The following is a 14,512-nucleotide window of genomic DNA, read 5'->3' as shown; positions in this document are numbered from 1 at the left end:
GAAAGGCAGTGTTAAAATAGACTTCTCGTGAGAGTTCGATCGAGATGTAAAATCGTCAAGATCGAAAAAACAGCGGAGGGCGATCGATCGCCCTCCGCTGCCGCTGCTTAGTTAGAATAATTAATTAACCAAACACGAATTGACTCGCATTTCTAGTATTCAAACTAGTAGCTTGAATATCGAAATTAATTAACCAAATACGAACTGACTAGCGTTGCCAGTGTTCAAGCTAGTAGCTTGAATACCGATCAGCGTTGCTAAGGTTTGAGCACCAAAGTTAATAGTAGTATCTGCACCAACTTGAGTCAATTTCAGCGTGCTAGCACTGATACCCAAGCTAGAAGCAGCGACGATCCCGATTACGTCGGTACCGATTTGGAAGTCTACGACTTTGTTGCCAGCACCAGGAAGCTCGGCATTAGCGATCCAGAATTGGTCGGCACCAGCACCACCAGAAATGGTGTTACCGCCGCCATTACTAGCGTAGAACCTGTCAGCACCAACGCCACCGAGCGCATAGTCATTGCTACCGAGGTAGAAGTCGTCATCACCAGCACCACCAGACATCCGGTTGCCACCTTTGCTGTTGATAGCTTCAAAGATATCATTACCCGCACCACCGAAAGCGCGATCGTTCCGGCTGACATAGATGACATCCGCACCGCTACCGAGATCGACACGGTTGTTCCGCGCATTGGTGTTGAATTCTAGATCGACGGTATCGCTACCAGCACCACTGAAAACAGTGTCATAAACACCATCGATCGAACCGCTAGGAGTAGCGATTAACAGATCGTTGCCAGCAGTACCTGCAACCAACTCTTTCTGAGCGGTTTCAGTGACCGAAGCAATCAATGTTTGACCGATATCAACTTGGTCGATAAAGCCAGGGATACCTTGAACTTGTTTGCCATAAGCTTCGTAGCCAGTGCCAACCGAAGCTAATAACTGTTCGGTGCCAGCACCTTGGTAGTAGACAGGTACGGGACGATTGGAGTGACTGCCCCATTGGTATTTATCAGTCGCACTAGTACCCCAGTAGTTACCCGATCCGGCGATCGTGTCGTTTTCGGTTAAGGCACTAATTCCGTTAGCTGCATTTGCCCGAATCAAAGCAGGGAAGTCGTTATTGAGGTTGAGATAGTGATCGTGGTCGGCAGTAACAATCAGTTGATTTTCTGCCCAACCGCCGTTAGCCTCGATCCACTTAATCACCGAACCAACGGATTTGTCGAAGTCGAGAACAGTACCGATCAAGTTGTCGATATTGTTATCGTGAGCAGCCCAGTCGATGTCACCACCCTCAATAGTTAACGCAAAACCGTCAGGATCTTTACCCAAGACCGTCAAAGCAGCTTTGGTCAGATCGTCGAGTGTGGGGTTTTGATTGCGCTCTGTAGCGATAAATTGAGCATCTGTCTCGCCAGCTCGAAGTGGTCGAACCGTGTCTTGTGCCAATCCCTTGCTGGAGTTAACGCTGAACATCGCCAAACCAGTGGTGCTGTAGTCACCATTAGCAGAACTTACAGGTAAGTTACCATCTTGACCGCGCGCACCATATAGACCGAAGAGCCGATCTCCAGCATTCGGATCGATGGAGGCGGCTGCGTTAGCCAAAACTTGTGCTGCATTTGCACCACGTTCTAAGAATGTATAGTCGTAGAGGTTGGTGTTAGGTTTGGTGCTGAGTTCTTTGTAAGTAGATTCCTTGACGTAAGTATAATCCATTGCTAGCGCACCGGAACTAGATAGGGGATGACCGCCACCTAGTAGTACAGTAGGCTGATATTCACGCAGTTGCTGTTGCAGAATATTATCCAATCCTGGATAGTCTCCGTCATATTTGTTACGACGGTTGACATTGGCTGCTGCTGCGGCTGGAGTCGCGTGATCGATTGGCACGGAACTGACGATACCAACTGATTTACCCTGTTCTGCGGCGATCGAAAAAGCCGTTTCTACTGGTTTCTCATAGATATCAACGCCGATCGCGTTGTTATAACTTTTGATGCCACTGTAGAGAGTCGTAGCAGTATTTGCAGAGTCAGGAACGTTGGCTTTGATATATTCCCTGTCAGTACCAACAGTCCAAGGATTGACACCACCTTTGACGGGATCGTAACCAACTAAATTACCAGTACTACCAGTACCAGTATTGAAAGCTGGATTGAATGTAAAACCAGGGGTAATTGGGTTGACACCCGTAACATCACTAGAACCACTTACGGCTGCGTTGCCTGTGCTATATACTCCAGCCGCATTGGGGATAATCGTACCGTAGGTGGTTACGGCACCGTAGCCTGTGAGCGTCTGCATGTTCAGACCAGTACCTGCACCAGCGGTGTAGAAGTCAGCAAGAGTAGTACCAGTTTTACCTTCTTGGATCTGCTTGTAGATGGCGGCTGCACGCGCCATTTCCCAGCCCAGACCGTCGCCGATCATGATAATCGTATTCTTAGCCATGCAATTTAGCTTTCCTGTATTTATTTACTACAATTACCAAATGAAATAAATTCTTTAGTCCTCAACCGTTCAACAGTTTGACATACCTTTTTAATAGGTACACGTATATTTAATTACACTGCCTGTGAAGATTTTTATCATGACAAACAATATCATGAGTTTATCTATTATAAAAAAGCCGACTGATGAGATAAATCGAGTTCTCAAAAGCTTGACTTTAAAGCATCTCAGAAATTTGAAGTAAATTTATGTGCTACCAATATTGAAAATATTTTATGTAATTTATTGCTTGTTTTAGACTTAAAAGTTGTATTTTAAATTTGGAATTTTTACGAGTGTTTTTATACGATCTCAGTGGTGTAGAGAAGTCTTGAAAATGTTACGGATGTGGAGCAACATGGCTTGCTAGTCGAGCGCGCCAAGGGAATTTTCTCTTTTTCTCATCTCACTTTTCATGAGTATTTTACAGCAAAGTGGATTGTAGATAGTTTTGCAGTTCAGGGCGATCGATTGTTTCTAAAATTAGTTGAGAAGGTTAGCGATCGACGCTGGCGAGAAGTATTCTTTTTGGTATTGGGAATGCTCCCTAACGCTAGCTCTCATTTGCTGGCAATCAAACAAGAAATTGATGGAATGCTGGCTGGTGATGAGAAGTTGCAGGAATATTTGATTTGGCTGAATGAGAAATGTCAATCGGTCGAGTCTGAGTTGAACGATCGAACATCCTCAGAACTATTAATAATACGGTTGCTTTACTTAGATCTTCCCGTTTATTCTTCTTATAAAGACTACAGCGCACAGTCACAGTCATACTTACTAAGCCTCGATCTTTCTGAGAATGATATCTCCGCGCCATTTTCCGCAAAGATGTTTATGGCACTTCCTCTTCCTTTGCGGCTTGAATTTTGCCTTTACTTCTGTATCTACTACTTCCAAACTTAATATTTAATTTAAAGCAAATGTTTCCAAAAACTCATGATAAGATATTGTGTTAATATGTTTATCATTACAAACAGACATTAAACATTTAGAATTAGTTACGAGCGTTCGCTGACAAGAGCTTGCGTAATGTAGATTTAAGATATCGTGAAAACTCAAGCTTGGCGATCGATAGCAACTAGCTTCTTGCAGCCAAGATGGATCGGCTACAATAACTGATAAACTCGATTGTTCAATAAATTGGTGGGCATTACAATATTTTGGGTTATGACACTCTGAAACTACCAGATCGAGGACTTCAGATGAATTCAACAATAGCAGTTTCCCATCAGATTGCGATAACGATATCAGTGCATCTGCATCTAAAAGAGGAATCAATCACTAACCTCAACATCACTTTGTTTCCAAGTTTGCAATTCCTGAGACACTTCTAAAGTTTGTTTGCCCAAAATCTCAGCGGCACGAGAATTTGTCAGCAATCCATCTTTCAAGAGTGCAGTATATGTCAACCGCTCCAGACGAGTCAGTCTTTGCGGCATGGGAATCTCAGAATTAGGGAGATCCTTATCCTTACCACCACATCTCTTATTAAGAACGCCCATTTGTGTACCGCTTTGCTGTTTGGTAATAATACCAGCTTGTTCGGCTCTAATCAGAATGGTTCTTAGACTCACCCCATATCGTCGCTTGATATCGATCAGTAAAGGATCTGGTATCCAGCGATCTCGATAAGCACGCATTTCTCTGTGAATGACATTTTTTGGTAGTAAAATAGCTCCAGCTAAATGATTAGCAGCCTTCTCACGGGGATCTGAAGATTTAGTACGTTCTGGCGGCTGTCGATATTCTTTATGATGAAAAATTAAGTGAGCGAGTTCGTGTAGTGAAGTGAAAAATTGGCGTTCGGCAACATCATTGCTATTAACGACAACAAGACAGCCCCAATCCTCCTCACAGGCTGAGAACCCTGAGATTTTGGCAGGAAGGGGATAGGGTAAAACTTTTAACCCTTTGCTTTCTAGAAGCGACAGAGAATCGCCAACAGGTGCTGATTCGCCTAATCCTAGCCAGTTGCGTACTTCTTTAGAATAGTCTTCGATCGCCTCAGAGTCATAACCATCCAAGGGAAATTTGGCTGGAGATACAGGGATTTCCCCAAGCAGCTTCTCTACAGCGGCATAGTCAGCAACTTTTTGGATGAGATGTTGTTTGATCGTCGGAGTTAATGCAGAAGGTTCATCTGCTCGGAAGAGTAAGGATGAAAAAAAAGAATTCGGATCTCTAGAGTCTGTCAACTCTAAGCCTTGAAGTAGCTCGACTGCTACTCCCATAATCCTGGCAATACTGCTTAATTGAACTAAGCTAGGCTCCCTTTCTCCATTCTCCCACGCCGCGATTGTCTGACGAGTTACGCCAGCCTGTTCGCCCAATTCCTCCTGCTTAAATCCAAGCTGATCTCGGTAAGCTCGAATCTGATTTGACATTTATAGTTAAAAAATAAGATTTTAAACGAAGATAATGTTAGATTTCGTCTCGAATGGCAATCTTGGTCGATTGACGATCTCAGTTGTTCGGTGTCCTTGCTTTGAACTGGCGCACGTTTGGAGGCGTAAACTCATAACCCGCGCTAGAGAGCGTCTGTAAGGATAGAAATTTCAAGGTTTTTATAATCACCCACTCGCTTCCACATCTTTTCCAGACTGGCTACGGGTGGGTAAGACTATTATGCCCCACTTCAGGCACCCGATCGGCAATCTTGTTAACAAAATCCTACCAAAATTCACACAAGCTATTGACATGATGTTAGATCGCACTTAACATTTAAATAGTCTGTTTGAAGAAAAAACTTTAGCAGAATGTTAGATCATAGGTAAACTAAATGGCTAAAAATACAGGAAAAGGCTATCGCAAAGGTGCTGTTGACCAACGCAGTCAAACGTACAACCCAGTCACAGACACTTGGACGAAGCGCGATACCGCCACAGGGAGATTTCTTGATGGCAAGCAAGATGGCGATCCATTCAAGGGAGTTCGGAAAGAAGACTAGGCACTAAGCTTGCTCGGTTAAAACCAGGGGAGAGTAGTTGCCGCTATCGCTCTCCTCCTATTGAAGACTCAACACCAAATTAGGTAATTAAACAAATGACAAATATCAATCAAGTCTTACAAATCGCTCAAAGAGAGCTAGGCGTGAAAGAACTAGGTAATAGCAACATCGTCAAGTATGGTGAATGGTATGGACACGACCTTAATGGTCAGTCTTGGTGTGCCATGTTTGTTTCTTACTGCCTATCCGGTGCAGGATTACAGACTTACATCGAGACAGAGAAAGGATTTCACTACACTCCTAGTGGAGCAAAATGGTTCAAAGAGCAAAAACGGTGGTTTAAAGATCCATTGCCTGGAGACATCGTTTTTTTTGATTGGCAAAATGAAACCGACTCTATTCCAGGTGCCGCTAATCATGTTGCCTTTTTCGTTGCTAAAACAAAAAAAGGTCAAATTATTACGATCGATGGTAATAATCCGCCAGATGATAAATCAAATGGAGGGGAAGTTCGCTATCAAATACGACCGTTCGATTTCACTGTTATGGGATTTGGTCGTCCTGCCTACACAAACACGATCGCAGAGCCTTTACCTCTATTGAACGGAACCAATTTATCTTCTCTGACAAATAGCGAAGATATTAGAGTCTGGCAAAAAAGAATGATAGCTCGTGGCTATGACTTTGGCACTAATGGTGCAGACGGAGTATTCGGTAGGCGTTCTAAAAAAGTGTTAGAAGAGTTTCAGCAAAAGCTGGGCTTTAAAGTTAATGGGGTTCTCGATGTGCTGTCATGGCAAGCTGCTTGGACGGCAATTTAGTTGATTTCTAAATATGTTCGATCGATTGGGAGGGGTAAGACTAGTTAGAGGATCTTACTCCTAATTCAGTTAAGAAACTAATGTAATTTCTAACGTAACCAACATTATTATAGCAAGAGAAAGCGAATATGTCCACAGAGAGAAGAGAAGAAATTTTAGTTGCAATTAATACTTTAATTAAAACTAGCAGGGTCTTACCTAGAGAAGGATCGCTGAAACAAATGATGTTGCTGTTATTAGCAGAAATCTGGGATTTTCTCAAATTGTCTATAGCTTCAATAAGAGATTATTTGAAATCATTGAGGTCGAGCAGAAAAAGCAGAATGTCAAATATAGAAATCGAACAAATGTCGAGACTCAATAGAATAGTGGGGTATAGAATCTTCACAGAAGGCAATCTAGCTGTATTTGACAATAGGATCGACGAGATTAAAAGAAAATATCCACAACAGGATTTTGACACAGAAGTAAAGGAGATGAAAGATTCAACAGATGAACACTTGGAATATCAAAAAGATCGAAATGAAATACTTAGTTCGTATTTGCCAGTATTGGGCATAGCATTTATAACTCTTTTGTTTGTTTACGTGTATGGTACAGAATTCATCTACTCAAAACAAGGATCGATCGTGTTAGCAATAATTATTTCTTTTTTTACATGTAAGAATAAATTTATGCTAACTTATGATATTTCAGTCGCGAAACACGTAAAGCTTTTATTAGAACGGATTGAGAGTAATCTTTAATCTGATTGGAGTCACGAAGGAAAAACTACACTCATCCATCCCGATTGCATATCGCGTAAAAATAGTTCCAATTTCGGTGAACCAAAACCAATACGAGCGAACCTTATGGCTAGTTAGCATCGTTCGCGCCAGCGTCGGCTCTGCCGAATCGTACTCAAAAATCTATCCTTTTTCAGAGCAAGCAAATATATGTGGTCGGATAAAGAGTCAGAGATTGATTATTTGAATTTTGGAGAAGTATCTGAACTGATTGTTGATATACTCGCATCGCCAGATATGCTACCAGTATCATTAGGAATATTTGGTAATTGGGGTGCGGGTAAATCTTCTCTACTTAAACTCGTCGAACGCAACCTAACATCTACAGAAGATCGAGAAAACTCCAAGCAAGAATATATAATTGTCAATTTTGATGCTTGGCTATATCAAGGATATGATGATGCTCGTTTAGCACTACTTGAAACAATCGCAACAAAATTATGTGAAGCAACCAAAGATAATAAAACATTATTTGATAAAGCGAAAAATTTCTCAAGTCGCATTGATTTATGGCGGATAATGGGCTTAGGAGCAGAAGCCATTGCTTTAGCTCATGGCATCCCTACAGGAGGGATTCTCAATCGTGGAATTAGTTCTGTTAGTAAATTTATCAATCCTAGCACAGATGATGAAGAAACAAAGCACAAAAACTATGAGGAATTAGCTAAAGAAGGAAAAGACGTAAAAGATACAGCATCAGCGATACTCAAACCCGATCGAAAGAATACTCCTCCTCAACAGATTTCAGCTTTTAGAAAAGAATATAGTGAGATCCTTCAAGAACTCAAAAAACCATTAATAGTAATAATTGACAACTTAGATCGATGCTTGCCAGCTAATGCTATACATACATTAGAAGCAATGCGTCTATTTCTATTTCTTCCCAATACTGCATTTATCATTGCTGCTGATGAAGATATGATTAGAGGTGCAGTCGCCGATTATTTCAAGGGCACAAGCGATCGGCACCAAATAGATTATATCGATAAACTAATACAAATTCCCATCCGAGTTCCGAAAGCTGGAATTAGGGAAATTAGATCTTATCTATTTATGCTATTTGCCATTCAGAATGGAATCTCTAAGTCATCGTTAGATAGCTTACGAAATCTTCTTGAAGAATCACTCAGAAATTCATGGAAAGAGGAACCAATCTCTATCGAAAAGTTATTATCCGTAGATAATTTGAAAGATGATAAGGAGTTAGCTACTGCTTTTGAATTAGCCGATCGAATCGCTCGCATTTTAGCTACTTCGCCTAAGATTCAGGGTAATCCCCGAATTGTCAAGAGGCTGCTCAATACAATAAAAATGAGATCTAAAACTGCCCAACGGCGAGGAATGCCTCTTGATGAAAATATCATCACCAAATTAGCGATTTTTGAGCGTTGTGCTGGTGCGGATGCAACTTTGGACTTATACCAAACGATCGATAATGAAGCAGGCAAACCAAAAATTCTTAAAGAACTTGAAGAATTAGATGAATCGAAAGACAATTCATCTAAATATCCGAAAAGTTGGCAAGATCATACTGAATTTATTAAACAGTGGAGTAAACTCAAACCAGCATTACAGGGTATAGATTTACGAGCGGCAGTTTATCTATCTAGAGAAACCATGCAGATGGGTGTTTATCAGATAGGTTTATCTTCTACTGCGCGTGAGGTATTGACAGTACTCCTTAGTACTGAAAGTATTTCTTCTCAAGCGGCAAGAAAAGCAATATCTACTTTATCGATAGAGGAGCAGATTCCTGTAATGGAGGGAATTATCGAACGTCTCAGAGAAATATCAGATTGGAGTAAGAAGCCTTTAGGATTTACAGGTGCATATTTACTCGCTCAATCTTCTTCTACTGCATCGAAAATTTTATCAAGGTATATTCGTAGTCTCATGGATCATCCGCCTTGGTTAAAAGCGATGCTGAAAGATGAAGCTTGGTATCAGGACAATTAAATCATGGGAACATCTCAATCAAGTCCTGGAGCGGGTAATAAATCGCCTTTAGTGCCCCCCTGGGCAGACGATCGACCAGAACAACCACTACCAAACTCTCCGCCCCAACGGTTCACAAAATTTCGCCGAGATATTGGTAACTTTGTTGAAACAGGAAATCGATCGTCATTGAAGTCTGCATTAAAGCAGTATGCCAGTAGGGGTACTGGAGGTGCCAGTAACGCATCTAGGCGATTAGGTAATATTACAAAGGCTGGGGCTTCATTATATGGGCTTCTGACTCAAAGTAGTGAAATAAGTCAAGAACTTGGGTGGAGTCTGAGTTCGCTAGCTGGAATCTCATGTGAAGTAGCAATTGAAAAAATTACTCAATCTTTAATCGCTTCTGAGGGAGATTCTGACAAAGTTCGTGTGGCAATGAATCATGCCCTAGTAGAAGCTTTAGATGGATTGACTGAGTTCGATCCCAATGCAATCACAAGCGATATTATCATCAATACAATGATTGCTTATCTAACTGACTGTATCTTTTTACAAGTATTACAAGATGCTGGTAGAGCCTGGAGCAAAGCAGGAACGCAAATCCAAGCTATTAAAGCAGAAAATGATTTGAGAGAAGTCATCAAAGTATCGGTAGATGCTGCGATGGCTCCTCTATTTAATGAGAATCCAAAACCTCTGACAAGATCGCAAACGATCGAACTACAACGCTCCGTGATAGAAACTGTCTGGTTAGAATGGGAGAGCTATTAGTGACGCAAGTAATTGTAAATCATATCCCGCACAAACTCCCAGAATCTTCACCCAATATTATACCAGTCCAAATCTACGGACTTGATGGACGAAAACAAAGAGATATTGCAACTATTGGTAATTCTTCGATCGAGTCAATTAAGCGACTGGGTGTTAGTATTTCCCCTGTTGAATTCGATCTGATGACATTAGCACTAGCGGTTACTGCTGCTGACACTTTTGTCAAGAGAAATAGAGCTGATGATGGTTGGACGAGAGAAATCGAATTGCAAGTTTCTTTATATGAACCTAGCATTTGGTTAGAACAAAAAGAACGTCTTGAGGAAGCATTACATTTCCTCAGTGGTGACTTATGGAATCTCGAAATTTTGAGTGGAGGCTATAAACCGCCAGATCCATATCCAATTAATAGCAGACACAAAACGATCGATCTTGAGGGACGAGATTGTGTATGCCTATTTTCAGGAGGTCTTGATAGTGCAATTGGAGCGATCGATTTAATCACAGATCGAAAGTCCCCACTATTAATCAGTCACTCCTATAAAGGAGATAAATCTTATCAAAATTATATTGCTGGAAAGCTTGAGGGAGAATTTTCGAGATTTTCAGTAAATGCTAATCCTATATCAATAGGTGGACAGACAGAGCTAACAATGCGGACTAGAAGCTTGAATTTTCTGGCATTTGCTGCACTTGGGGCATCTGCTGTAGCAACAGTAAATCATCTAGAAAATACACAACTTTTCGTTCCTGAGAACGGATTGATTTCATTAAATGCACCGTTAACGTCAAGACGGATAGGTTCTTTGAGTACTCGGACAACACATCCTCATTTTCTGAGATCGATGCAGGAGATATTTGATGCAGTAGGGATAAAAGTGTTGATTCATAATCCTTATCAATTTAAGACCAAAGGTGAAATGCTTCTAGAATGTAAAAATCAAATCACTCTAGATCGAGTAGTATCGCATACTGTATCTTGCAGTAAATGGAAGCGAAAACGCCAACAGTGTGGAAAATGTGTTCCATGTATCATCAGAAGATCTGCTATCTTTGCTTTAGGCATAACTGAATCAACTGCATACGAGCATCAGAATTTATTAGCTACTATGAGCGATCGAGGGAATCGTGACGATCTATTTGCCATAATGATAGCCATCAATAAGCTATCATCTAGTAATATTAGTGCATGGATATCTGATAGTGGCCCACTCACCGTCGATCCTGTCACCAAAGATCTTTATAAGCAAGTATTTCAACGAGGAATGCGAGAAGTAGATCGGTTTTTACAGAAAGAGGGACTTCTCAGATGATTGATATGCATTGCCATCTCGATCTATATCCAAATCCTCTAGAAGTAGCTCGACAGTGTAAGCAACGAAATATTTATGTTCTGTCCGTCACGACTACACCAAAAGCGTGGATTGGAACTCAAGCACTTGCAAAAGGTTGCGATCGAATTAGAACTTCTCTAGGTCTACATCCTCAGCTAGTACACGAACGATATCATGAGATCGATCTCTTCGACGAATTATTGCCACAAGCAAAATATGTTGGAGAAATAGGATTGGATGGCAGTAAGGAGTATGCAGAACATAGAGAAATACAGATCCGCACGTTCAAACTCATTCTAGAAAGAACGGAAAGAGCTGGTGGTCGAATAATGTCAATTCACAGTCGATCTGCTGCTGATTCAGTACTTGATTGCCTCGCTCTCCATAAGGATGTGGGTATCCCTATCTTGCACTGGTTCAGCGGGACAAAAGCACAACTTAAAAAAGCCATATCTATGGGGTGTTGGTTTTCAGTCAATCCAACAATGCTTTCGACCAAGAAAGGAGCTTCTCTGATCGCAGAAATTCCACGGGAACGTATTCTAACGGAGACAGATGGGCCATTCACCAAATTAGATCGTCAAAGCCTAATGCCTTGGGATGTTGAAAAAGCTCAACTTCAACTATCATATCTATGGGAGATCGACCCCAAGCAAACTGAATTTATTCTGTTTTCCAATTTGAAATCACTAGTAGGAAATAGTGTTTGATTAAATCAAATTACTAAAGGGAATCAGTAATTTAAAATACTCTTATTTCCCGTCAATAAATCCTCCAGAATTCCAGCAGTAATGTCTCGAAATATTCTGTTCTACTCGATCGAGGAAGATACTATTTAAAGACAAATACAACTAGTTGGTAGATTGCTCCGAAGATAGGTGAAACTAGAGATGAGAATGTCGCAGTGGCTGGAATACGGCATCGACCCAGACGGCAACCTCGTATCTGTCGAGCGAGTACGCCGAGGTAAAACCGACTTAAAATGCCCATATTGTCAAGAAGGCTTGACTTCCAAAAAGGGTGAAATTAAAGCCCACCACTTCGCCCACACTAACGCAACTTGTCGGGCGGTATCAGCGGGTAGAGATGTCGAACTGCCGCTATTTGACAGGTTTAATTTACATTTAACACCCAAAGAATATTTAGCCTTACTTCAATTTGAAAAGAAAGGTGCAGATTCAAAATATAGATTTATACTCGAAGCCAAAGACACGATCGTCTACAATCCTCACAAAGGCAGTTATGGAGGTTGGGAGCTAACCAAATTAGGGAAGGTTGTTTGCCGTAAACTATCGATGAATTGATTTTTCCAAGTCCAAGAACCGTTAATGTATAGCAAACTTAGCAATCTTGAAGAGCGCGTCCGATTGGCTTACGAGCAAGAATCAGTCGATTATCCCGATTTCCTTATCGATTTAAAGATTTATCGCGACCGGATTAGATCGGCATTAGCCAACCATCGCAGATTGAATGCGAAATTGAAGCCGTAGAACGATCGCAGCAACGTCGTCAGGCAATTAAAGTTGGTATGGAACGAGCAAAACAATGGGGCGGTCATGTTGGTAGACCAAATCGATTGAGGTTGGTGTACTAAAAAAAGGGATCGGCAAGAAGTAAGCCTAGCTTGATTTGTAGAAATATAATCCCCATCCTCTAATCCATCTCTCGCTCCGAAATCGCGTCAGCCAGTGTCTTCGCAGCCTTACCCTGCAATTGCTGCCGCCCATCATCATAGCGAATCAGCGTAGCCAAGTTCTTGTGCCGACTATGAGCCTGAGCGGAACGCACATCCCCACCATTAAGATCCAGTAATGCCGTAATACTGGAGTGTCGAATCTTATGCGGACTTACTACCCGATCGATTCCCGCAGATTGAGCCAGCCCCCCGACAATCTGATACAGTCTATCTACACTCAGTCGGGTATCCCGACTAGAAACAAATAGAGCCAGACTCTTACTCTCACCCATACTCGCCAACCAATCCGAAATCGCTTCCACCGTAGCCGCAGCCAGATCGATCGGCTCCTTATCGATTTTCCCCTTCCCCTTGAGATAAAGCCTTGCCTCCAAGGCGTGAAAATCAACCCGATCGAGTCCACATACCTCAGCCCGTCGCAACGCATTGTCCCACAGCAACCGCAGCATCGCATAATCCCGCTTACCCATGCTCGTCGATCTGTCGATCTCATCGATTAACTGTTGGAATAACTCGATCGAGATCCCCCTAGTATCCTTATAGCTCTGCGCCTTCACTGATTTAATATCATCCAACCGAAAATTGCACAGTTTCCGCTTGTAAGCGTGAATGACGAAAGAGCGCAGTGCAGCTAGCCGAGCATTCACCGTCGCCGCAGCTAAACCCGCAGTCAGTAATTGTCCGCGATAATTCAACACATGACCGATTGCCTCCCGTTCGGGGAGTCGCAAGAACGACTCGATCGTCGCTACAGACACCTCGGTTTCTAACTCTCGCCCAAAGAAGTCCTTCAATGCCGCCGCATACGATCGTCTGGTAGCGGGTGAAATTTGCAGAGCGAGAAATTCTGCCCAGACACCAGAGGTAACTGAACCAGGAGCGAGTTTGTCCTCAGAGCCAGTACTGCCAGCGATCGCTGGCTTAACAACAGTAATTTTAATATCGAACATGGGCGATAATCGGTACATCCCCTCGAACAGGGAGATGAGGAGTTTTGAGATAGTGATGCCAAAACCGGAAAATTGTCCGTTTAGACCAGGTTAAGCCAGACTATCGGGTCAAAAGTGCCGTTAAGCGAAGAAATTTAGACGATATTTGGTTAAATACAGTATATCACAATACTACAGATTAATGATAAGGAACATTATCGCGCATCCGATCCACATCCGACAAAATTGGGGACTCGATCGGGTCGTGATATAATATTACAGACGCAGTGCATCGATTAACACGACCATTCGGAGGTTTTATGACCATCGCTCAAAATCATCCTCAGCCGCTACCGATCGATCTCAATAATACTGACATCCACCTTTCGCCAGAACAGTTGGAACGGTTGCGAACGAATAATCCCGATCTCCACTTAGAATTAACTGAGGACGGGAAACTGATTGCTTTCCCCTCCTCAAGTGTCGCCGAGCGAGTTGAAGCATCTGTGGTGGAAGAAGTCCCATCACCAGAGAGTAATCCAATTTCGCGATCGACATCTTCGGGAAGAGATCGGTTTCCCGAACTCACCCCAACGGAAATTGCTCGACGAGTTGCTGCTTTTGAACGTTTCCAAGAACGTCAGCGTCAGCGATGGGAAAGTTTGACTCCAGAAGAACGAGCCGAACACGACCGACAATTCGAGGCGTTGTATAAATCTCTCGAAGAATCGCGGAGATAATTCAAGTAATGATTGTGTTCCTAGATACTAATATTCTTGGATTAATTTC

At 42.2% G+C, this 14,512-nt stretch carries 14 protein-coding genes; 11 read left to right on the top strand and 3 right to left on the bottom strand.

Annotated features, from left to right (window positions below):
• Positions 1–189: 189 nt before the first annotated feature.
• Positions 190–2,463: an alkaline phosphatase gene (locus tag C7B77_RS00065; RefSeq protein ID WP_106299280.1), complete on the bottom strand. Its 2,274-nt coding sequence runs from the start codon at positions 2,461–2,463 to the stop codon at positions 190–192.
• A gap of 387 nt (positions 2,464–2,850) precedes the next feature.
• Between C7B77_RS00065 and C7B77_RS00060 the strand changes: the two genes are divergently transcribed.
• Positions 2,851–3,405 (top strand): hypothetical protein, encoded by a 555-nt coding sequence (locus C7B77_RS00060; RefSeq protein ID WP_181243647.1) that lies wholly within the window; start codon positions 2,851–2,853, stop codon positions 3,403–3,405.
• A gap of 371 nt (positions 3,406–3,776) precedes the next feature.
• On the opposite strand, the gene C7B77_RS00050 is transcribed toward C7B77_RS00060, so the two are convergent.
• Positions 3,777–4,886 carry an XRE family transcriptional regulator gene (locus tag C7B77_RS00050; protein ID WP_106299278.1) on the bottom strand — a complete coding sequence of 370 codons (1,110 nt, stop codon included), beginning with the start codon at positions 4,884–4,886 and terminating at the stop codon, positions 3,777–3,779.
• 395 nt (positions 4,887–5,281) lie between these two features.
• Between C7B77_RS00050 and C7B77_RS29490 the strand changes: the two genes are divergently transcribed.
• From C7B77_RS29490 to C7B77_RS29485, 9 genes are all read left to right on the top strand, one after another.
• Positions 5,282–5,449 (top strand): hypothetical protein, encoded by a 168-nt coding sequence (locus C7B77_RS29490; RefSeq protein ID WP_181243646.1) that lies wholly within the window; start codon positions 5,282–5,284, stop codon positions 5,447–5,449.
• Between the two features lie 95 nt (positions 5,450–5,544).
• Positions 5,545–6,270, top strand: coding sequence for a C40 family peptidase (locus C7B77_RS00045; RefSeq protein ID WP_106299277.1), 726 nt, complete (start codon positions 5,545–5,547; stop codon positions 6,268–6,270).
• Between the two features lie 128 nt (positions 6,271–6,398).
• Positions 6,399–7,016, top strand: coding sequence for a hypothetical protein (locus C7B77_RS00040; protein WP_106299276.1), 618 nt, complete (start codon positions 6,399–6,401; stop codon positions 7,014–7,016).
• 189 nt (positions 7,017–7,205) lie between these two features.
• On the top strand, positions 7,206–9,011 hold the full coding sequence (locus C7B77_RS00035) for a KAP family P-loop NTPase fold protein (protein ID WP_106299275.1): 1,806 nt from the start codon (positions 7,206–7,208) through the stop codon (positions 9,009–9,011).
• A 3-nt stretch (positions 9,012–9,014) separates the two neighbouring features.
• Entirely contained in the window at positions 9,015–9,764 is a 750-nt protein-coding gene (gene qatB, locus C7B77_RS00030; protein ID WP_106299274.1) for a Qat anti-phage system associated protein QatB, read from the top strand.
• Positions 9,749–11,077, top strand: a complete 1,329-nt coding sequence (qatC, locus tag C7B77_RS00025; protein ID WP_106299273.1) for a Qat anti-phage system QueC-like protein QatC — start codon at positions 9,749–9,751, stop codon at positions 11,075–11,077. The genes qatB and qatC overlap by 16 nt, the downstream gene beginning before the upstream one ends.
• Entirely contained in the window at positions 11,074–11,808 is a 735-nt protein-coding gene (gene qatD / locus C7B77_RS00020) for a Qat anti-phage system TatD family nuclease QatD (RefSeq protein ID WP_106299272.1), read from the top strand. The genes qatC and qatD overlap by 4 nt, the downstream gene beginning before the upstream one ends.
• Before the next feature lie 180 nt (positions 11,809–11,988).
• Positions 11,989–12,402, top strand: a complete 414-nt coding sequence (locus tag C7B77_RS00015; RefSeq protein WP_146138116.1) for a competence protein CoiA family protein — start codon at positions 11,989–11,991, stop codon at positions 12,400–12,402.
• Positions 12,403–12,426: 24 nt separating this feature from the next.
• Positions 12,427–12,588 carry a hypothetical protein gene (locus C7B77_RS29485; protein ID WP_181243645.1) on the top strand — a complete coding sequence of 54 codons (162 nt, stop codon included), beginning with the start codon at positions 12,427–12,429 and terminating at the stop codon, positions 12,586–12,588.
• A 163-nt stretch (positions 12,589–12,751) separates the two neighbouring features.
• Here C7B77_RS29485 and C7B77_RS00010 read toward each other — a convergent pair whose 3' ends face one another.
• Entirely contained in the window at positions 12,752–13,744 is a 993-nt protein-coding gene (locus C7B77_RS00010; protein ID WP_106299302.1) for a tyrosine-type recombinase/integrase, read from the bottom strand.
• Positions 13,745–14,043: 299 nt separating this feature from the next.
• On the opposite strand from C7B77_RS00010, the gene C7B77_RS00005 reads away from it, so the two are divergent.
• Positions 14,044–14,463 carry a hypothetical protein gene (locus tag C7B77_RS00005; protein ID WP_146138115.1) on the top strand — a complete coding sequence of 140 codons (420 nt, stop codon included), beginning with the start codon at positions 14,044–14,046 and terminating at the stop codon, positions 14,461–14,463.
• The last annotated feature ends 49 nt before the right edge of the window (positions 14,464–14,512 follow it).

The sequence above is a fragment of the Chamaesiphon polymorphus CCALA 037 genome (genome assembly GCF_003003845.1).
Lineage (GTDB): Bacteria > Cyanobacteriota > Cyanobacteriia > Cyanobacteriales > Chamaesiphonaceae > Chamaesiphon > Chamaesiphon polymorphus.
The sequence above is the reverse complement of the archived record's forward strand: the minus strand, read 5'-3'. Positions and strand labels throughout refer to the sequence as shown.

Coding starts and splice junctions, on each gene's coding strand:
- C7B77_RS29485 (WP_181243645.1), top strand. CDS start 12,427: ATGTATAGCAAACTTAGCAATCTTGAAGAGCGCGTCCGATTGGCTTAC.
- qatB (WP_106299274.1), top strand. CDS start 9,015: ATGGGAACATCTCAATCAAGTCCTGGAGCGGGTAATAAATCGCCTTTA.
- C7B77_RS00065 (WP_106299280.1), bottom strand. CDS start 2,463: ATGGCTAAGAATACGATTATCATGATCGGCGACGGTCTGGGCTGGGAA.
- C7B77_RS00040 (WP_106299276.1), top strand. CDS start 6,399: ATGTCCACAGAGAGAAGAGAAGAAATTTTAGTTGCAATTAATACTTTA.
- C7B77_RS29490 (WP_181243646.1), top strand. CDS start 5,282: ATGGCTAAAAATACAGGAAAAGGCTATCGCAAAGGTGCTGTTGACCAA.
- C7B77_RS00005 (WP_146138115.1), top strand. CDS start 14,044: ATGACCATCGCTCAAAATCATCCTCAGCCGCTACCGATCGATCTCAAT.
- qatD (WP_106299272.1), top strand. CDS start 11,074: ATGATTGATATGCATTGCCATCTCGATCTATATCCAAATCCTCTAGAA.
- qatC (WP_106299273.1), top strand. CDS start 9,749: ATGGGAGAGCTATTAGTGACGCAAGTAATTGTAAATCATATCCCGCAC.
- C7B77_RS00010 (WP_106299302.1), bottom strand. CDS start 13,744: ATGTTCGATATTAAAATTACTGTTGTTAAGCCAGCGATCGCTGGCAGT.
- C7B77_RS00015 (WP_146138116.1), top strand. CDS start 11,989: ATGAGAATGTCGCAGTGGCTGGAATACGGCATCGACCCAGACGGCAAC.
- C7B77_RS00035 (WP_106299275.1), top strand. CDS start 7,206: ATGTGGTCGGATAAAGAGTCAGAGATTGATTATTTGAATTTTGGAGAA.
- C7B77_RS00050 (WP_106299278.1), bottom strand. CDS start 4,886: ATGTCAAATCAGATTCGAGCTTACCGAGATCAGCTTGGATTTAAGCAG.
- C7B77_RS00045 (WP_106299277.1), top strand. CDS start 5,545: ATGACAAATATCAATCAAGTCTTACAAATCGCTCAAAGAGAGCTAGGC.